Below are 16,920 nucleotides of genomic sequence, written 5' to 3'. Positions count from 1 at the left end.
CCCGCACCGCGCGATGGCCTCACAGCGTGCTCTCGGCCACGGTGACGATGTCGCCCGGCAGGATGCGTGCGTCGGGCTGCACCATGCCCTTGCTGCCGCCGCGGCGCACGACCGCACGGTTGGTGTCGGCGCGGAACGTATAGCCGCCCGCGATCGACACCGCCGTCATCAACGTCATGCCCGGCACATAGGCGTACTGGCCCGGCTTCTGCACCTGGCCGGTGATGAAGAAGGGACGATAGCTCTGCACCTGCGCACTGACGCGCGGCTGGTTGACCAGCTGGCGGCGGGTGATCTCGGCGGCGATGGCGCGCTCCGCCTCGCGCACCGTCTCCCCGTTCACCGCGATCGGCTCGAGCAGCGGCAGCGCGATCGCTCCGGTGTCGCTGACGACGTAAGTGTTGTTGACCGCGTCGAGCCCGAAGACGCTGACGCGCAGCTCGTCGCCCGGCCCGAGCCTGTAGTCGCTCGCCGCTACCTCGGGCAGCGGCGCCAGTCCGCTATACTCGCTCGCACATCCCGCCAGCGACAGCCCCACCGCCGCAAGCCCCAGCCACGTTCGCATCCTTCATTCCCCCTCACGCGTCACTCGGTCGATCGTCCCGTCAGGACGCCGCCGTCACTCGATCGTCATTGGCCCCCGCCACGGCGCCCGCGCGCCAGCGCGACAGGTCGCGCCCGATCATCGTCTCCAGGCGTTGCACGTCGTCGCGATAATAGTCGCGCAGCAGCGCGCGCAGCTCCACCGTCAGCGGCGGGTAGCGTACCGGGCGCGCCATCGTGCCGCGCAGCCGCGCCAGCAGCGGATTGCTCCGAAGCGGGTCGAGCAGCGGCCGCATCGGGCGCAGCACGCGGCGGACGGACAGCGGCAACATCGCCGCCGAGCCGTCGTTGCGGCGGCTCGCCACCGCGGCGGGCTCGATATGCGGCGCGACGCCGATATGCTCGCACACGCGCGCGATCACGCGCTCGGGCTGCTCGATCACGTCCTCGTAGAGGAACACCGCGATCTGTTCGCGCGAATGATGCGCGTAGAAGCGCGCGAGATGCTGAGCGTAGAGTCCACCGTCGAGGAAGCGTGCGCCGGCCGGGTCGCGTCTCTCGAGGTAGCGGCGCAAGTCGCCGGCGACGAGGCCGCGGCGGTAGAGCATGCAATAGTCGGAGTAAGCGCGCTCGACCGGGTCGCGTAGTTGCACCACCATCGGCACGTCCGGCAGCACAGCCGCGATGCGCTCGGCGGCGTCGGGATGGGCGAGATAGTCGGCCGATTTCTCGCCGATCCGCCGCCCCGCCGGCGCGGGGGCGAACAGCGAGCGGTAATGCTCGATCCCGCGCTCGTACTCGGTGCTGAAGAAATGCGGCTCGGCATCGGGCAGCCACAGTTCGGGCTGGCAGCGCAGCTGGTGCGAGATCCAGGTCGTCGCGGCCTTGACCGCCCCGATGACCAGGAAGCTGGGCAGCCCCTCAACCATGCGCCCGCCCCGTTGCCTCGAGCGCGATCGCGCGCAGGGTCTCGCCCATGAAGCGGCATTCCTCCTCGTCGAGCGTCGGATCCACCGGCAGCATCAGGCTGGTCTCGCCGAGCAGCTTCGCCGTGGGCTGCGGCGCGTCGCGGCCGAGGCCGCGCTCGACGAAGGCGCGCTCGCGATAGATCTCGGGGCAACTGCCGGTGAGGCAGGGTACGCCGCGCGCGACCGCCTCGCCGACGATCCGGTCGCGCGTCCAGCCCGGGGCGAGCGCGTCGGGGCAGACGAAGGCATAGAATTTGTAGTAAGCGTGGCCTACTCCGCTCGACGGCTCGACCAGTCGGACGGCGACGAGCCCGCGGAGCGGATCGAGGATCGCCGCGGCGTTGCGCCGGCGCGCGGCGAGCCAGGCGGGAAGCTTGGCCAGTTGCGCGACGCCGATCGCCGCCTGCATCTCGGTCAGGCGATAATTGCTGCCGACCTCGTGGTGGAGCCAGCGGAAGCCGGTGTTGCCGCCCCCCGCGCCGAGATCGCGCACGTCCTTGCCATGATCCTTCATCGACCAGGCGCGACGCCACGCCGCCTCGTCGCGCAGCAGCAGCAGCCCACCCTCGCCGCCGGTCGACATGATCTTGTCGGTGCAGAAGGAGAAGGCCGCGGCGTCACCGAAGCCGCCGACCGCCCGGCCGTCGATCGTCGCGCCGTGTGCCTGGGCGCAATCCTCGATCAGCAGGAGCCCGTGTGCGCGCGCCAGCGCCACGATCGGCGCCATGTCCGCCGGCCGGCCGCCGAGATGGACGACGATGATCGCCTTGGTGCGCCGCGTGAGCTGCGCCGCGATCGTCTCGGCCGAGAGCGCCTGCGTGTCGGGATCGACGTCAGCGAATACCGGGGTGGCGCCGCGCGTCACGACGCAGCTCGCCGAGGCGACGAAGCTGCGCGCGGGCACGATCACCTCGTCACCCGGGCCGATATTGAGCGCGTACAGCGCCAGCTCCAGCGCCAGCGTGCCGTTCGCCAGAGCGATCGCGTGCGGCATGCCGCAGAGCGTCGCGAAGCCGTCCTGCAGCAGCGCGTTGTGCGTGCCGTGGTGGAGCGCGTTGACCTTGCCCGAGCGTAGCACCGCCTCGACCGCGGCGATCTCGTCGGCCTCGTAGCGCGGCCAGCGGCTCGCGATCGGCGTGGGTACGGCGCGGAGCAGCGCGGCCGATGCCGCCGCCTGATGAAGCCCGGCGCTCATGCCGCCGCCCCCTCGCGGTTGCCGTGAAGGGAGCGCACGACGGCCCCGGCATGCTCGTCCGCGGGCTTGGCGGCGACGATCCGATCGGGGTCGAGCAGCTCGAACAGCAGCGCGCGCGCCAGGTCCTGATCATGCTCGCCGACCGCCTCGGCCAGCCGCGTGAACTGCGCCTGGAGCGCGGGCAGGGGGACGGGGATCGGCTCGGCCTCGAACACGCCCTCGATCGCGGAGGGCAGCCGCTGCTCGCGCGCGTCGAACAGCTCCTCGTACAGCTTCTCGCCCGGGCGCAGCCCGACGATATGGATCGGCACGTCGCGGTCGGGCACCAGCCCGGCCAGCTTGATCATCCGCCGCGCGATGTCGAGGATGCGGATCGGCTCACCCATGTCGAGCACCACGATCCGTCCGCGCTGCACGTTGCGCTCCATCGTGCGCGCGGTGCTGTGCAGCACCAGCTGCACCGCCTCGTGGACGGTCATGAAGAAGCGGGTGATCTCCGGATGCGTGACGGTCAGCGGAGCGCGGCGCGCCAGCTGGCGCTGGAACAGCGGGATCAGCGAGCCACTCGAGCCCAGCACGTTGCCGAACCGCACCGTCATGAAGCGCGGGCTGTCGGGTCGGCCCGAGCCCTGCAGGTCCATCGCCTGGACATACAATTCCCCGAGCCGCTTGGTCGCGCCCATCACGCTGACGGGATTGACCGCCTTGTCGGTCGACACCTGGACGAAGGCGCGCGCGCCGAAGCGCAGCGCGGCGTCGGCGACGTTGCGCGTGCCGATCACGTTGGTCATGATCCCGGCGCAGACGTTCAGCTCGACCAGCGGCACGTGCTTCAAGGCGGCGGCGTGGAAGACGTAGTCGGGCATATATTGCTCGAACACTGCCATCACGTGCTGGCGCTGGCGGATCGAGCACAGCACCGCGGTGCACGGCACCTGCGGGTAGTTCTCCCGCAGCTCCATCTCGACGAGGTAGAGGTTGTACTCGCCGCAATCGACCAGCACGATGTCGGAGGGCTTCATCGCCGCGATCTGGCGGGTGAGTTCGCGTCCGATGGTGCCGCCGGCGCCTGTGACCAGCACGCGCTTGCCCTCGATCGCGCGCGCCGCGACCGCGGCGTCGAGATCGGTGGCGGGGCGCTCGAGCAGGTCGGCGAGGTCGATCGACTCGGCGTCGAGCGACCGGCGGACGCTCGCGTCGGGCGTGGCGCTGCGCACCGACAGGTGCAGCGCCTGCGCGGCGTTGACGAGCTGGACGCGACGCGCGCCGGGCAGCCCGCCACCCCCGTTGCGTCCCTCGGCGATGATCACGACGCTGGGGCGCTCGTCGCGCGCGGTGAGCGTGTCGACCGCGTGGTCGATCGCGTCGACCATGCCGAGGATCGGGACGCCGCGCAGCCGCAGCGTGGCGTCATGGCTGTCTAGGTCGAGGATGCCGACGGGCAGATAGGCGGGGCTCTCCTCCTGCTCGATCTGGCGCAGCAACACCTCGACGTCCTCGGGACGCCCGACCAGCAGCGCGCGCTGCTGGCTGACGATCGTCGCGGCGCCGCGCGGCGTCGCCGAGGCGGCGCGGGCGCGACGCGGCAGCTCGCTGGCGACGCGGCGCCACAGGCGAGCGCCGGTCATGATCGCGGAGAGCACGAACCAGTGGATCACCGGGACCGACAGCGGCAGCCAATTGGCATGGCTTGATACCGATAGCAGCCCAACCGACAGCGTCACGGCCAGCGCGGCGGCGCCCATCAGCAGCAGCGCGTCGGGCAGCGAGGCGAGGCGCCACACGCGGCGATAGATGCCGGTGGCATTGAACACCAGGAAGCCCACCGCGATGAAGGCCGGCGCACTCCACGCCAGGCCCTCCCACATGGCGTCGGGAACGGCGCCGCTCATGCGGAGCAGCAGCGCGGCCGCGAGCGAGGCAACGATCGCGACCGCGTCGAACAGCTGATTGGCGGTGCGACGCGTACGCCGCGAGTAACGTTGGTAGTTCAAGATCCGCGGCATAAGCTCCCCCTGCCTGCCCCCCGAAGCCCGGACGCGACGACAGAAGGGTAGCGGGTTGCGGCGCAGCATGCGGGGACGCATCGGGCGATGCGTGCGGTCCATTCAGGTGAGAGATACGCCTGCTCCTTCGCGCTCCGCCGAGCCTCAATCGGTCAGCGGTGGTGCTCTTCCGGAGCCGACGCCCCCTCGAAGGGATTATGTGCCCAATCGCCAGAACGCTGCTCCTCCGCCCGCGGCTATGATGCGCGGCGTACGGGGGAGTGTGACGTGGCGGGACGAGGTAGCGGGCGGTGCGGCCGGTGAGAGTGCTGCATGTCATCACCGGGCTGGATGTCGGCGGCGCGGAGACGATGCTGGCGCGGCTGCTCGAGCACGGGCACCGCCACCCGCACCTGTGTTCCGAAGTCATCTCGCTGATCCCGCCCGGTCGCGGCGGCGCGCGCATCGCGGCGGCCGGCGTGCCGGTTGCGGATCTCGGCATGGTCGCGGGAATGCCGTCGCCGGGCGCGCTGCTGTCGCTCGCACGCGCGATCGCGGTGCGGCGGCCCGACGTGATCGTCGCCTGGATGCACCACGCGCAGCTCGCCGCGACTCTCGCCGCCGCGCTGGCGCGGCCGTGGCTGCGCGTGCCGATCATCTGGAACGTGCGCCACTCGGTCGCAGATCTCGCCGAGGAGAAGCCGCTGACGCGGCTGGTGCTGCGGGCGCAGGCGCTGCTGTCGCGCGGTGCGCGCGCGATCGTCTACAACTCGCACGCCGCGGCCGACCAGTATCGCCGGCTGGGCTTCCGCGCGCCGGACCAGCGCGTGATCCCCAACGGCTTCGACCTGGTCGCGCCGGTGCCGCGCGAGGCCGCGCGCGCGACGCTGTGTGAACGGCTGGGGGTGGACGGCGACGGACCGCTGATCGGCATGGTCGCGCGCGCGGCGCCGATGAAGGACGTGCCCAACCTGCTTCGGGCGGTGGCGATCGCGCGCGGGCAGGGGTTCGCCGCGCGCGTGCTGCTGGTGGGGAAGGGGATGGACGAGGATCCCGCGCTCGCCCCGGCCGCCTTCGGACTGCCCGAGGACAGCGTCATCCGTCGGGGGCATTGCGGCGACGTCGGCGATTGGCTCGGCGGGCTCGACCTGCTCGCGCTTCCATCCGCCTGGGGCGAGGGCTTTCCCAATGTCGTAGGTGAGGCGATGCTGGCGGGCGTGCCGTGCGTCGCCACCGACGTGGGGGACAGTGCCGCGCTGATCGGCGACACCGGCGCGGTGGTGCCACCGCGCGACGCCGCGGCGCTGGCGGCGGCACTGGTGCGGCTGGGGACGCTTCCCGCGGCGCAGCGCGCGGCGCTCGGTGAGCGCGCGCGCGAGCGCGTCCGCGCCCGTCACGACATCCGCGACGTGGTCGATCGCTACGCCGCGCTATACCGCGACGCCGTGCGCTCGGTGCCGCCGTCGCGCGACTGGGCGAGGGCCCGCGCGTGAGGGTCGTGGTGGTCGCGAGCCTGGCCTACTCGCTCGTCAACTTCCGCGGGCAGCTGCTCGCCGACATGGTCGCGGCGGGCCACGAGGTGATCGCCTGCGCCCCCGACGACGACCCACAGGTGCGCGCGCGTCTCGCCGACATGGGCGTCGCCCTGCGCCGCGTGCCGATGGCGCGGGTGGGGCTCAATCCTTTGGTGGATCTCGGCACGCTGCGCGCGCTCGTCGCGCTGCTGCGCGCCGAACGGCCCGACGTGGTGCTCGCCTACACGCAGAAGCCGATCATCTACGCCGGGCTCGCGGCGCGGCTGACGCGCACGCGCTTCTACGCGATGGTCAGCGGCCTCGGCCACGTCTACGGCGAGCACGCGTCGCCGCGGATGCGGCTGCTGCGCCGCGGCGTGTCGCTGCTCTACCGCGCCGCGGTGCGCGAGGCGGGCGCGGTCTTCGTGTTCAACCGCGACGATCGCGCCGAGATGCTGCGCCACGCCATCGTCGCACCGGACGCGCGCGTGATCCAGGTGCCGGGCTCCGGCGTCGATGTCACGCGCTTCGCGGCCACCCCGGCGCCGCCCGGGCCGGTGTTCCTGATGATCGCGCGGCTGCTGCGCGCCAAGGGGATCGACGATTATGTCGCCGCGGCGCAGGCGGTGCGCGCGCGCTACCCCGGCGCGCGCTTTCGTCTGCTCGGGCCGACCGACCCCGGTCCCGACGGTGTGACCGCGCGTGAGATCGCGCGCTGGGCCGAGGAGGGCGTCATCGACTATCTCGGCGAGACGCGGGACGTCCGCCCCTTCCTCGCCGAGGCGAGCGTGTTCGTGCTGCCGAGCTGGTACCGCGAGGGCCTGCCGCGCACGATCCTGGAGGCGATGGCGAGCGGGCGAGCGGTGATCACGACCGATCGCCCCGGCTGCCGCGACCCGATCGAGCAGGGGGATAACGGGCTCGTCGTGCCGGCGCGCGACCCGGCCGCGCTCGCCGCCGCGATGGAGCGGTTCTGCGCCGATCCCACGCTGGCGGCGCGGATGGGCGCGGTGGCGCGCCGCGTCGCCACCGAGCGCTACGCCGTGGAGCGGGTCAACCGGCTGCTGCTCGACACGATGGAGCTGTCAGCGGCCCGTCCGGTCGCCGCGGCGGTGTCTGGACCGGCTTTCGCGGAAGCCGCGGCATGACCGCGCGGCGGGTGGTGGACATCGTCGTAGCGGCGCTGGGGCTGGTCTTGGTCACACCGTTGCTGCTGCTGCTCGCACTGGTGCAGGCGGCCGTGGCGGGGCGGCCGATCCTGTTCGTGCAGGCGCGTTCCGGCCTGGCCCGGCGACCGTTCCCGCTCCGCAAGTTCCGCACGATGAACGACCGGTGCGACTCCGCCGGCACGCTGCTGCCCGACGCGCAACGGCTGCTGCCGACCGGGCGCTTCCTGCGCGCCACCCGCATGGACGAGCTGCCGCAGCTGTGGAACGTGCTACGCGGCGAGATGAGCCTGGTCGGCCCGCGCCCGCTGCTGCCGGTGACGATCGCCGCCGCGGGCGAACAGGGGGCGGCGCGTTCGCGGGTGCGCCCGGGGCTGACCGGCTGGGCGCAGGTCAACGGCAACACGCGGCTGAGCGAGGCGGAGAAGCTCGCGCTCGACCTATGGTATATCGAGCATCGCGGGCTGCGGCTCGATCTGGAGATCCTGTTCCGCACCCTGCTCGTCGCCGGGGGCGGCGGCGAGCGGCGCAACGCGGACGCCATACGGAGTGCCTATGCGGGCGATCCTCGTCGGCGCGGTTGAGAGCACCCGGGTCGCGCTGCGCGCGCTCGCGGCGGCGCCGGAGTGGACGCTCGCCGCGCTGGTCACGCTGCCGCCCGATCTCAGCGCGCGCCACTCCGACTTCGTCGATCTCGGCGACGCCGCGCGCGCGCTCGGCGCTGAGGTCGTGCATGCCGCGAACTGCAACGAGCCGGCGGTGCTCGACCGGCTGCGCGCGCAAGCGCCCGACGTGATCCTGGTGATCGGCTGGTCGCAGCTGTGCGGCGCCGACTTTCGGGCGGTCGCCCCGCTGGGAACGGTCGGCTACCATCCCGCGGCCCTGCCGCGGCTGCGCGGGCGCGGCGTCATCCCCTGGACGATCCTGCTCGACGAGCCGATCACCGCGGGCAGCCTGTTCGTCATCGACCAGGGCACCGACAGCGGTCCCATCCTGGCGCAGCACTTCTTCCATGTCGCGCGCGACGAGACCGCGCAGACGCTCTACGACAAACATATGGCCGCGCTCGCGACGATGCTGCCGCCGCTGCTGACGCGGCTCGCCGCCGGCGACGCGGCGGGCGCGCCGCAGGACGAGCGTTACGCCACCTACGCGGCGCGCCGTCGCGCCGAGGACGCCGAGATCGACTGGCGCGACGACGCGGCGACGATCGACCGGCTGATCCGCGCCTGCGGCGAACCCTATCCTGGCGCGCATACCCGCTCCGCGGCCGGAGCGGTGACGATCCTCACTGCCGAGCGGCGGCCGGGACGCGGCCACGACGCAGCGTTCGCCGGGCAGGTCGTGGCGCGCGACGACGCCAGCTTCACGGTACGCTGCGGTGACGGCGAGCTGCTGCGCGTGACCCGCTGGCGGCGCGATCGGCCCGGCCCACCGCCGCTCCACGCGCGGCTGGGACGACGAGATTGAGCGAAGGGGGAATGATGCTGGACCGGATTGAGCGCGCGCTGGTGCTCGCGCCCCATCCCGACGACGAGGTGCTCGGCTGCGGCGGCACGATCGCGCGGCTGACCGCCTTGGGGCGCCACGTCGAGGTCGCGGTGGTCACCCGCGGCACCGCGCCGCGCTTCGCCGCCGAGCAGGTCGCCGCGGTGCGGCGCGAGGCGGCCGCCGCGCACGCGCTGCTCGGCGTCGCGGCGACCCACTATCTCGACCTGCCCGCGGTCGAGCTTGATCAAGTCGCGCAGGCCGACATCAACGCCGCGGTCCGCGCCGCGCTCGTCGCGTCGCGCGCGGACACCTTGTTCGTGCCCTTCGTCGGTGACCTGCACCGCGACCATCAGCTGATCTTCGACGCGGCCATGGTGGCGGCACGGCCGCGCGGCAGCGACTATCCCGCGCGCGTGCTCGCCTACGAGACGGTGTCGGAGACCAACTGGGCCGCACCCTATCTGGCGCCGTCGTTCCAGCCCAACGTCTTCGTCGACATCGCCGACACGCTGGCGGCCAAGCTGGACGCGTTCCGCTGCTTCGAGTCCCAATGCCACGCCTTCCCGGACGAGCGCTCGATCGAGACGCTGCGCGCGCTGGCGATGGTGCGCGGCTCGTGCGTCGGGCGCCACGCCGCCGAGGCGTTCGTGCTGATCCGCGAGGTCGGGTGATGGCCGACCTCCGCCTGCTGCTCGGCTCGGCCGGGCGCCGCGTCGCGCTGCTGCGCTGCTTCCGCGAGTCGGCCGCCGCACTGGACGCGACGCTCGAGGTCCATGCCACCGATCTCGCGCCGGAGTGGAGTGCCGCCTGCGCCTCCGCCGACACCGCGCACGCCGTTCCCGCGGCGACGACCGAGGCCTATGTCGAGGCGACGCTGGCGATCTGTGCGCGCGAGCGGATCGACCTGCTGGTACCCACGATCGACACCGAGCTGCTCGCGCTGGCGCTCGCGCGCGACCGTTTCGCCGCGGTTGGCACAGATGTCGCGGTGGCGGATGCCGAGCTGGTGGCGATGGCGCGCGACAAACTCGATACCGCGCGCTTCCTCGATCGCGCCGATGTGCCGACACCCCCCACCGCGGCGGCGGAGGTCGTCGACGTCGACTGGCGCTGGCCGTCGATCGCCAAGCCACGCCACGGCAGCTCGAGCCGCGGTCTGGCGCGGCTCGACTCGCTCGCCGAGCTGGCGGCGCTGCCGCGATCCGAGCCCTATATCGTCCAGCACCTGCTCGGCGGGCAGGAATATACCGTCAACCTGTTCTTCGACGCCGCCGGGACGCTGCGCTGCGCGGTGCCGCACCGCCGCGTGGCGGTGCGCGCGGGCGAGGTGGAGAAGGGCGTGACCGAGCGCCACGAGGCCCTGCTCGAGGTCGCGCGCCGGCTCGGCGAGGCGGTGCGCGGGCGGGTGCGCGGCGCCTGGTGCTTCCAGGCCTTCGTCGACGCCGCCGGCGCGCCCTCGGTGTTCGAGATCAACGCGCGTTTCGGCGGCGGCTACCCGCTGGCGCATCGCGCCGGCGCGACCTTCGCGCGCTGGCTGCTCGAGGAGCGGCTCGGTCGTGCGTCGGCCGCGGCGGACGCCTGGGACGCCGGCGTCACCATGCTGCGCTACGACGATGCCGTCTTCCTCTGAGCCGCGCACCCCCGAGCGAGTCATCGTGTTCGACCTCGACGACACGCTCTACCTCGAGCGCGACTATGTGATCAGTGGGCTGGCCGCGGCGGGCGACTGGGCACACGCGCGGCTCGGGCTCGACCGGCTCGGCCCTTTGATGCGCGAGCGCTTCGAGGCGGGCGCGCGGCAGCGCATCTTCGACGACTCGCTCGCGGCCCTCGGTTACCCCGCCACGCCCGCGCTGGTCGCGCGGCTGCTCGCGGTCTACCGCCAGCATCGGCCGCGGATCGCGCTCGCGCCCGATGCGGCGCGCTATCTCGCACGACGCGACACAGGCACCGCGCTGGCGATCGTGACCGACGGGTTCCTCGACGCGCAGCGCCGCAAGCTGCGCGCGCTCGACCTATTCCGCCGCGGCGTGCGCCAGGCGGTCTGCACCGATCGCTGGGGCCGCGAGGCGTGGAAGCCGAGCCGGCGCGCGTTCGACCACCTCGAGGCATGGTTCGGGATGGGCGGCGCCTGCTTCACATATGTCGCGGACAATCCGACGAAGGACTTCGTCGCGCCGCGCCTGCTCGGGTGGCGCACGGTGCGGATCGTGCGACCCGGCGGCCTTCATGTCGAGGCCCGCGCCGTTCAGGCCGACGACGAGGCCGATCGGGTCGTACAGAGCCTCGACTCGCTCGATTGAGCGACTGCCCCGATCGGATCGCGACCGCGCCGTGGGGGTATATCACGAAGAGACGTTGCCGCTTGATCGCCCGGCTCGCACGGTCGTGACGCGTGCGTGACGGTTCGCGCAGCACCCGGAGCCTGTCATGCCGCCGATCCCCTCCGCGCCGGACGGCGAGTCCCGCCTGAAGCTGCTTCAGCGCGCGCGCCGCTACGCGCTTCTGGCCGAGCAGGCGCGCGACCCCGCGCTGATGCAAGCCTATCGCGAGGAGGCGGCGGACTGCCTGCGCCGCGCCGAGCCGCCGCGCCAGCGATGATGAGGGCATACCGGCAGTGTCGGGATAGCGCCCCCCGCCTCGCCGAGACTGGAGAAGATCGTCTCGTCCGAACCGCCGCGGCGGTCGCGTTCAGGCGCGGCAGATGGTGACCCCTACGGGGCTCGAACCCGTGTTTCAGCCGTGGAGGCAAAATCTCTAGAAAAATTAATGGCGCGTACCCGTTTAGGCGCCAAATACCCTTTAAGTAAATTCAATGGCTTAGCGAGAAGGGGGTTCGTTTCAGCCTGTCTTGAGGGTCACCACGCTCCCGCTGCGCAGCCGATCGGCTGCGCCGCGAGCGACCATCAGAGAGCGCGCGCGCTTTCCGTAGTGTCGGACCATCTCGGGCGACATCCCGAGTATCTCACCGACCTCGCTATCGTTGAGCCCGCGCTCGAGCAGATAGCAGCATGCGTTCTTCCGGAGTCCGTGGAAGGTGAAGCGTGCGTCTTCGCTAATGACCTCGCGGGCGACCAGGTCAGCGTGCACGTCGAGCACTGCCGGCTTGTCCATGAGCGCACGAAGGCGCTCCTGGATGGCGGCTGTGGTTTTGAAGGGAGCGCCGGTGCGCTCGTACAACAGGGTGATCGCGCGACGGGGCAGCTTTTCCAGCTCAGCGATCCAGAACGGATGCATGGGAACGGCGACGTGTTTGACCACGCCACCACGCCGCCGCTTCTCCTGATCGAACTCCATGATGCCGTCGTGGATCCAGCCGTACTGCATCCGCACGACGTCGCCGATCCGCTGGCCGGAGCACAGGCCGGTCACGATCGCGAGACGAGTCATCGGCGTGGCCTCTTCGAGACAGGCGCTTAACAGGTCGGCAGGCCAGGGCTCGTGCTCGCCCGTACGCAGGATCGGCACGTTGTCGCATGGGTTGTCGTCGCGAAGACCGATCTTCACCGCATGCCGCATCAGCGATCCGAAGACGCTTAGCCAAACGTTCGCCTTGCCGGGGGTGTCGGCCAGCTGATCCCGGAGCTTGTAGACGTGCACTGGGCGCACGCCGGACGCGGTCCGGTGACCATCCTTGTCGGAGATCAGGTCGAGATAACGCCCTTGGTTCTCCCTTGTGCGACCGCTCTTGGCCCGCCACTCAGGGCTGGCGCGGTAATCCGCAGCCAACCATCGTAGCGTGCCGTGCTCTGGCGCGGGGGCTACGATTTCTGGCGCGGCCAAGCGGGCATATTCGGCGGCGAAGGCTGGGTCGTCTACGGCGGGCAGCCGGTGGTACGTATCCCTTCCAGCCACTTTCCGGCGATAGTAGAGGCGCCCGCGCACCTCCTTCACGTTCTTCAATCCAAGTCGTCCCATGAGGCATCCCCGCCAAGCGCGGGAGAAAACTGAGGCAAGCCCGCTTGTCTGGCAACCTCCCGTTCGAGGGCGGCTTTTGCCCAAAAGGTGTTTGCACCCTCCTTGAAGGAAAGCTTGCCATAGCGGGTTAGGAAGGTGCTCTCCGACACGCACATGAACAGTGCAGCGACGTCAGAGGTCATGCGGATGGGCCAATCCGGCATCGCGTGAAGCCGCTCCATCTTCATGCCGCGCGCGCCTCCTCCGAATCGAGCCGCAGTCCGAGCGCCCGATAGATGCCGGCGTCCTCGTCCGGGTCGATTACGTAGCGCTGCCGCGGGTTGCGCCGGGCGATCAGGCCGTAGTGGACGATGCGTGGCATATCGCCGCCGTCGAGATCCTGATGCCAGAGCAGCGCCTCGACGAGCAGTGCGCGTTCGCGCAGCTGTCGATCGAACGGCGATGCATCGGAGGCAGCCCGCACCCACGGCGCCAAGCGCTCGAGCTGCGCCTGGATCGCGCGCTCCTCGGCGCCCCAGCTGTCCGGCAGCTGAGATAGGCGAGGATCGATCGCCCAGCGCCATTCCATTACCAACGCGCGAGCGACGGCGATGCTCGCGTCGGCCTCCTCCTGCGTCAGCTTACCAGAAGCGACCTTCGCCGGCGTCAACGAGCGGCGCTCGTTGAGCAGCTCGAGTGCCGCGAACGCGCAGTATGGCAGGTCGTTCGTGAAACGCGGGTCAGCCATCGCTGCCTCCGAGCGAGCCGTTCGTGCGCGCCAGGGTTGAGCCGGGATGCTGCAATTCGCGCGCCCAGCCGAAGATGGCGGCTCGCGCGAGGTCGGCGGTCGGAGCAGTTACCTCCAGCTCCTCCTCGCCATCGTCGCCGTAGTCCGCGTGTGCGTTCGAGTGGCCGCTCTCTCTCAGGTGCATCGAGAGAGACGCGCCGAAGGCATCCCACAACTCCTCGGGGCACCCGCAATCCTCGTCGACGTTCCGCTCGACTAGCTGCGGCACGCTGTCGGAAAGCCGAACTGGCCGGAGCTTAGCGGCCGCCTTCATCACCGCATTGAAGGCGGCGTTGTAGCGGTCGGCCTTGTGGCCGGTGCAGCGGGGCGGCCGGCCGCCGATCTCCTGTTCGGCGATCTGGCGGGCGAGCTGCTCGACCTCGTTCTGCGCCAGGGTCATGCAGCCTTCCTCGCGCGGCGCTGCTGACCTTCGTCAAGCAGCTCCGAGAAGCGGTCGATGATAGCCGCGGGGGTGGCGAAGCGGTTCGTGAGATTGTGGCGGCCGAGCAGCTCCGCTCGCACTTCGCCGATCACGACTGCGTCGGCGTGGTCGGGCACGTACAGCGGCCACCCGTCAACGTAGCGGTGCCGCGCCGGCATGGCCGCCTCGATCGCCTTCCGGCGCGCTGCGTCCGCCTTTGCGCGGGCGAGCTGCGCCGCGCCAACGTCGGCCAGCAGGTGAGGCGCCTTGTCGGCAAGCCACGCTCCCGCCTGGAAGCTGAAAGTGCTCGACAGCTCCCAGCCGATGTAGAGCGAGAACAGAGGCGCATTGTCCTCCTGAGCGCCAGCGATCACCAGGTCGTCATGCGACGCCATTATGCAGGCGGCGCACGAGTGGCGCGAGCAGCCGATGCCGTAGACCTTAGACAGGGGGATGCCGTGCCGCAGGTTGGCAGCGAACACGTCGACCTTCGTCATCAGAACGCCGGGGTTCCAGACCAGCATGCGGGTGCCTGCGCGACTGTTCGCCTTGACGAAGCGGGTGTCGACGCGGGCGACGGGCGTGCTGCGGCGCGCCGCGCTTTCGTCACGGCGGAGCCCCGTCACCTGGACGATGACCTCGCCCCGAAGGCGGCGCGAGAGGTCCGGCCCCATGACCTGGATCTTCTTTTCGGACTGGCAGAACTTGAGGCTCGGCGACGACCAGGGACCGCGGAGATTGTAGAGACGCAGCGCCTCGTAGTCGGCGAGCCCGCGCTGCCAGCGGTTCTCAAAACGCGAAGGCAGGTCGCCGGCGTTCGCGCGGACGACGATCAGCGGCAGCCCGAGCGCGTCGGCCTGGGCCTGCACCTGCGCTGGTGTCGAGGGCCACTCGGCCCGCCCGAGATCCGCGTGCATGGCTATGCGGCGCGCGCGCGGGTGGCCGATCTCGTCAAGCCAGCGGTTAGCAAGGGCCGAGACCGCGCCGCAATCCTTGCCGCCGCTTAGCGAGAAGACGAACCACGCGCCGGCGAGGGCGGCCTCCTGGATCATCGGGTCGAGCGCGATCTCGTCAGAAGACGGCGAGGGCGCGAAGAGCGAGGTCTGCGGCGCCAGGCTGGCGAAGGCGGACTGGTCGACAATCGCGTTCATCAGATCAGCCCCCGCGCGTGCATGAACCAGGCGGCGATGCCGACGGCGACGTAGAAGAGCATGAAGGCGGGCGTAGCGATCGCGAGCGCGCGCCAGAGGTGGCTCTCGTCGCCTTCCTCCTGCTCAAGCGGCTGGATAGGCTCATAGGAGAGCGGGCGATCCCGGCTCGTAATGATCGGCTTGCCGACGACGCGGAGCGGACGACGCGGGGCGCTCTCTACCGGATAGAGGGCGGTGAACGGGTTAGGGCGAACGCGCATGCGATCCTCCACGGGAGCGCCGAACCATCCGGCGCCTCATGGCTATGCGATATTCGCAAGTTATCCGTCAAGACTGAGTTTGCGAAACTCGCAAACGGCAGGGCTCGACCTTAAACCCGTTCTGTGTATGTTCTCCACCCGAGTCGCATGGGAAGAGAGGAATGGCGCTAGTTTACCGGGTCATAGCGTTGGGTAAGCCGCGGGGTCCGTGGCGAACGAAGAAGAGGCTGGCCGAGCAGGACGCGGTCGCGCAGGGCTTCGGCGAGGTCGACGAGTGGGGCGAGTTCTACCTCGACGGGCTCGCCTCGATCGAGTGGCAGCGCGAGGTGGAGGCTACGCCGAGCGCCGAGGTACGTCCCGCATCGAATACGAGAAGACACGACCCTCGATCGCAATCGGCTCAGCCCCAAGCATGATCTCGACGTGCGCCGGGTTGCTCGAGCAGGGCACCAGGCGCGCAGGGCCTTCCTGGTATTCCTTGAACGTGGTCTCGCCATCCGTCGTCCGCACCACGTAACGGTAGCCGGGCCATAGCTTCTTGTCGTCCGGGTCGATGATCACCGTGGCGCCGTCGGGCACGATCAGATCCATCGAATCACCGCGGACGGTCAGGCCGTAGGCGCGGGCAGGCACGTCGGGGTCGGTCACCAGCAGCCGTCGCCCGCCGCGCTGCTCCTGCGGCTGGAAGCTGCCCGCCGGCACGTCGCCGAGCAGAGGGATCGAGCGCACGTTCATCTGCCCCTCGACGGGCTCTTCCGGCGCCAGCTCGGCGCGGATCGCATCCATTTCAGGCACCTTGAACTGGCGGCGGCCGGCGAGCGCCTTGGATAGGTGGTTCTCGTCCATGCCGATGGCCTGCGCCAAATCGCGCTGGCTCATGTTGCGGCGAATTAGCTCCGCTTTGATCTGATCGTTGTCCACTAGCGTGTATGAGCGCGCATTTTGCGAAACTCGCAATCGCGATTATCGCAAACTACCGCTTGCTTCCACTCTGCGATTGTCGCAAATTGGGAGCATGCAGACGACAGCAGAGAAAATCATCGATGCGCTGGGCGGCACCACGCCCGTCGCGCGGCTGATGGGGAGCCCCATCTCGACCGTCCATAGCTGGCGGAAGAACGGCATCCCCCCATGGCGGCTCGCTCAGCTGCGCGTCGCCGCTCAGGAATGCGACCCGCCCGTCGACATCGACGCGATCGTCCAGGAGGCCGCCGGTCCGGCCCTCGCCGAGGGAGCCGCGGCATGAAGCTCAAGATGCACCTGGGCGCCCATGCGCCGAACGAGGGCGCGCGCCAGCTCGCCCGCTGGATCGCGAGCGAGTGCGCTGGCGACCTCCGGGCCGCGGCGCGCGGGCTCTACATCACGGAGAGCGTGCTTCAGCGCATCCTCGACGGCGAGATCACGCCGAGCACGACGCTCGGCGCCCGCATGTTCACGGTGTTCGGTGCGAAGGCCCGCATGTTTAACCGCGACGCGTCGGCGCCCTGGTTCGGGCCCGCGCCTCTGGCGCGCGCAGCCTGAGCGGGTGGCTTCGGTGCTTCT

At 70.6% G+C, this 16,920-nt stretch carries 21 protein-coding genes; 10 read left to right on the top strand and 11 right to left on the bottom strand.

Features of this window, described 5'->3' with window-relative positions:
- Positions 1 to 19: 19 nt before the first annotated feature.
- Genes K7957_RS05280 through K7957_RS05265 form a run of 4 tightly spaced genes read right to left on the bottom strand, consistent with a single transcriptional unit; the run spans position 20 to position 4,712 of the window.
- Positions 20 to 565: a polysaccharide biosynthesis/export family protein gene (locus K7957_RS05280; protein ID WP_223010868.1), complete on the bottom strand. Its 546-nt coding sequence runs from the start codon at positions 563 to 565 to the stop codon at positions 20 to 22.
- A 40-nt stretch (positions 566 to 605) separates the two neighbouring features.
- Positions 606 to 1,472 (bottom strand): sulfotransferase family protein, encoded by an 867-nt coding sequence (locus tag K7957_RS05275; RefSeq protein ID WP_223010867.1) that lies wholly within the window; start codon positions 1,470 to 1,472, stop codon positions 606 to 608.
- Complete coding sequence (locus K7957_RS05270) at positions 1,465 to 2,706, bottom strand: DegT/DnrJ/EryC1/StrS family aminotransferase (RefSeq protein ID WP_223010866.1); 1,242 nt, start codon at positions 2,704 to 2,706, stop codon at positions 1,465 to 1,467. The genes K7957_RS05275 and K7957_RS05270 overlap by 8 nt, the downstream gene beginning before the upstream one ends.
- Positions 2,703 to 4,712 carry a nucleoside-diphosphate sugar epimerase/dehydratase gene (locus K7957_RS05265; RefSeq protein ID WP_223010865.1) on the bottom strand — a complete coding sequence of 670 codons (2,010 nt, stop codon included), beginning with the start codon at positions 4,710 to 4,712 and terminating at the stop codon, positions 2,703 to 2,705. The genes K7957_RS05270 and K7957_RS05265 overlap by 4 nt, the downstream gene beginning before the upstream one ends.
- A gap of 290 nt (positions 4,713 to 5,002) precedes the next feature.
- Between K7957_RS05265 and K7957_RS05260 the strand changes: the two genes are divergently transcribed.
- The 8 genes from K7957_RS05260 (at position 5,003) to K7957_RS05225 (ending at position 11,463) form a co-directional block, all read left to right on the top strand.
- Positions 5,003 to 6,184, top strand: a complete 1,182-nt coding sequence (locus K7957_RS05260; protein ID WP_223010864.1) for a glycosyltransferase — start codon at positions 5,003 to 5,005, stop codon at positions 6,182 to 6,184.
- Complete coding sequence (locus K7957_RS05255) at positions 6,181 to 7,353, top strand: glycosyltransferase family 4 protein (protein WP_223010863.1); 1,173 nt, start codon at positions 6,181 to 6,183, stop codon at positions 7,351 to 7,353. Before K7957_RS05260 ends, K7957_RS05255 begins: the two co-directional genes overlap by 4 nt.
- On the top strand, positions 7,350 to 7,955 hold the full coding sequence (locus tag K7957_RS05250; RefSeq protein ID WP_223010862.1) for a sugar transferase: 606 nt from the start codon (positions 7,350 to 7,352) through the stop codon (positions 7,953 to 7,955). The genes K7957_RS05255 and K7957_RS05250 overlap by 4 nt, the downstream gene beginning before the upstream one ends.
- Positions 7,927 to 8,841, top strand: coding sequence for a formyltransferase family protein (locus K7957_RS05245; RefSeq protein WP_223010861.1), 915 nt, complete (start codon positions 7,927 to 7,929; stop codon positions 8,839 to 8,841). The genes K7957_RS05250 and K7957_RS05245 overlap by 29 nt, the downstream gene beginning before the upstream one ends.
- A 14-nt stretch (positions 8,842 to 8,855) precedes the next feature.
- Positions 8,856 to 9,533 carry a PIG-L deacetylase family protein gene (locus tag K7957_RS05240; protein WP_246616652.1) on the top strand — a complete coding sequence of 226 codons (678 nt, stop codon included), beginning with the start codon at positions 8,856 to 8,858 and terminating at the stop codon, positions 9,531 to 9,533.
- Positions 9,533 to 10,492 (top strand): ATP-grasp domain-containing protein, encoded by a 960-nt coding sequence (locus tag K7957_RS05235; RefSeq protein WP_223010859.1) that lies wholly within the window; start codon positions 9,533 to 9,535, stop codon positions 10,490 to 10,492. Before K7957_RS05240 ends, K7957_RS05235 begins: the two co-directional genes overlap by 1 nt.
- A complete protein-coding gene (locus K7957_RS05230) occupies positions 10,476 to 11,165 on the top strand; it encodes an HAD family hydrolase (RefSeq protein WP_223010858.1) in 690 nt (229 codons plus the stop codon). The genes K7957_RS05235 and K7957_RS05230 overlap by 17 nt, the downstream gene beginning before the upstream one ends.
- 127 nt (positions 11,166 to 11,292) lie before the next feature.
- Positions 11,293 to 11,463: a hypothetical protein gene (locus tag K7957_RS05225; RefSeq protein WP_223010857.1), complete on the top strand. Its 171-nt coding sequence runs from the start codon at positions 11,293 to 11,295 to the stop codon at positions 11,461 to 11,463.
- A gap of 240 nt (positions 11,464 to 11,703) precedes the next feature.
- Here the strand turns inward: K7957_RS05225 and K7957_RS05220 are convergent, their stop codons facing one another.
- From K7957_RS05220 to K7957_RS05190, 7 genes are all read right to left on the bottom strand, one after another.
- Positions 11,704 to 12,756, bottom strand: a complete 1,053-nt coding sequence (locus K7957_RS05220; protein ID WP_343228322.1) for a hypothetical protein — start codon at positions 12,754 to 12,756, stop codon at positions 11,704 to 11,706.
- Between the two features lie 5 nt (positions 12,757 to 12,761).
- Positions 12,762 to 13,007: a hypothetical protein gene (locus K7957_RS05215; protein WP_223010855.1), complete on the bottom strand. Its 246-nt coding sequence runs from the start codon at positions 13,005 to 13,007 to the stop codon at positions 12,762 to 12,764.
- A complete protein-coding gene (locus K7957_RS05210) occupies positions 13,004 to 13,507 on the bottom strand; it encodes a hypothetical protein (protein ID WP_223010854.1) in 504 nt (167 codons plus the stop codon). The genes K7957_RS05215 and K7957_RS05210 overlap by 4 nt, the downstream gene beginning before the upstream one ends.
- Entirely contained in the window at positions 13,500 to 13,946 is a 447-nt protein-coding gene (locus K7957_RS05205; RefSeq protein ID WP_223010853.1) for a hypothetical protein, read from the bottom strand. The genes K7957_RS05210 and K7957_RS05205 overlap by 8 nt, the downstream gene beginning before the upstream one ends.
- Positions 13,943 to 15,118, bottom strand: coding sequence for a phosphoadenosine phosphosulfate reductase domain-containing protein (locus K7957_RS05200; RefSeq protein ID WP_223010852.1), 1,176 nt, complete (start codon positions 15,116 to 15,118; stop codon positions 13,943 to 13,945). The genes K7957_RS05205 and K7957_RS05200 overlap by 4 nt, the downstream gene beginning before the upstream one ends.
- Positions 15,118 to 15,378: a hypothetical protein gene (locus K7957_RS05195; RefSeq protein WP_223010851.1), complete on the bottom strand. Its 261-nt coding sequence runs from the start codon at positions 15,376 to 15,378 to the stop codon at positions 15,118 to 15,120. The genes K7957_RS05200 and K7957_RS05195 overlap by 1 nt, the downstream gene beginning before the upstream one ends.
- A gap of 333 nt (positions 15,379 to 15,711) precedes the next feature.
- Entirely contained in the window at positions 15,712 to 16,299 is a 588-nt protein-coding gene (locus tag K7957_RS05190; protein ID WP_343228304.1) for a LexA family protein, read from the bottom strand.
- A 94-nt stretch (positions 16,300 to 16,393) separates the two neighbouring features.
- Between K7957_RS05190 and K7957_RS05185 the strand changes: the two genes are divergently transcribed.
- Together K7957_RS05185 and K7957_RS05180 are read left to right on the top strand one after the other, a co-directional pair.
- On the top strand, positions 16,394 to 16,624 hold the full coding sequence (locus K7957_RS05185) for a carph-isopro domain-containing protein (protein ID WP_223010850.1): 231 nt from the start codon (positions 16,394 to 16,396) through the stop codon (positions 16,622 to 16,624).
- Entirely contained in the window at positions 16,621 to 16,899 is a 279-nt protein-coding gene (locus K7957_RS05180; RefSeq protein WP_223010849.1) for a hypothetical protein, read from the top strand. The genes K7957_RS05185 and K7957_RS05180 overlap by 4 nt, the downstream gene beginning before the upstream one ends.
- Positions 16,900 to 16,920: the final 21 nt, after the last annotated feature.

Origin of the sequence: Sphingomonas yunnanensis (assembly GCF_019898765.1) — a bacterium.
Lineage (GTDB): Bacteria > Pseudomonadota > Alphaproteobacteria > Sphingomonadales > Sphingomonadaceae > Sphingomonas > Sphingomonas yunnanensis.
The sequence above is the reverse complement of the archived record's forward strand: the minus strand, read 5'-3'. Positions and strand labels throughout refer to the sequence as shown.

What these genes read in the sequence shown, in the direction of transcription:
- K7957_RS05195 (WP_223010851.1), bottom strand. Translation starts at nt 15,378, where the DNA reads ATGCGCGTTCGCCCTAACCCGTTCACCGCCCTCTATCCGGTAGAGAGC.
- K7957_RS05210 (WP_223010854.1), bottom strand. Translation starts at nt 13,507, where the DNA reads ATGGCTGACCCGCGTTTCACGAACGACCTGCCATACTGCGCGTTCGCG.
- K7957_RS05180 (WP_223010849.1), top strand. Translation starts at nt 16,621, where the DNA reads ATGAAGCTCAAGATGCACCTGGGCGCCCATGCGCCGAACGAGGGCGCG.
- K7957_RS05185 (WP_223010850.1), top strand. Translation starts at nt 16,394, where the DNA reads ATGCAGACGACAGCAGAGAAAATCATCGATGCGCTGGGCGGCACCACG.
- K7957_RS05200 (WP_223010852.1), bottom strand. Translation starts at nt 15,118, where the DNA reads ATGAACGCGATTGTCGACCAGTCCGCCTTCGCCAGCCTGGCGCCGCAG.
- K7957_RS05250 (WP_223010862.1), top strand. Translation starts at nt 7,350, where the DNA reads ATGACCGCGCGGCGGGTGGTGGACATCGTCGTAGCGGCGCTGGGGCTG.
- K7957_RS05230 (WP_223010858.1), top strand. Translation starts at nt 10,476, where the DNA reads ATGCCGTCTTCCTCTGAGCCGCGCACCCCCGAGCGAGTCATCGTGTTC.
- K7957_RS05215 (WP_223010855.1), bottom strand. Translation starts at nt 13,007, where the DNA reads ATGAAGATGGAGCGGCTTCACGCGATGCCGGATTGGCCCATCCGCATG.
- K7957_RS05205 (WP_223010853.1), bottom strand. Translation starts at nt 13,946, where the DNA reads ATGACCCTGGCGCAGAACGAGGTCGAGCAGCTCGCCCGCCAGATCGCC.
- K7957_RS05225 (WP_223010857.1), top strand. Translation starts at nt 11,293, where the DNA reads ATGCCGCCGATCCCCTCCGCGCCGGACGGCGAGTCCCGCCTGAAGCTG.
- K7957_RS05240 (WP_246616652.1), top strand. Translation starts at nt 8,856, where the DNA reads ATGCTGGACCGGATTGAGCGCGCGCTGGTGCTCGCGCCCCATCCCGAC.
- K7957_RS05270 (WP_223010866.1), bottom strand. Translation starts at nt 2,706, where the DNA reads ATGAGCGCCGGGCTTCATCAGGCGGCGGCATCGGCCGCGCTGCTCCGC.
- K7957_RS05245 (WP_223010861.1), top strand. Translation starts at nt 7,927, where the DNA reads ATGCGGGCGATCCTCGTCGGCGCGGTTGAGAGCACCCGGGTCGCGCTG.
- K7957_RS05280 (WP_223010868.1), bottom strand. Translation starts at nt 565, where the DNA reads ATGCGAACGTGGCTGGGGCTTGCGGCGGTGGGGCTGTCGCTGGCGGGA.
- K7957_RS05265 (WP_223010865.1), bottom strand. Translation starts at nt 4,712, where the DNA reads ATGCCGCGGATCTTGAACTACCAACGTTACTCGCGGCGTACGCGTCGC.
- K7957_RS05275 (WP_223010867.1), bottom strand. Translation starts at nt 1,472, where the DNA reads ATGGTTGAGGGGCTGCCCAGCTTCCTGGTCATCGGGGCGGTCAAGGCC.
- K7957_RS05235 (WP_223010859.1), top strand. Translation starts at nt 9,533, where the DNA reads ATGGCCGACCTCCGCCTGCTGCTCGGCTCGGCCGGGCGCCGCGTCGCG.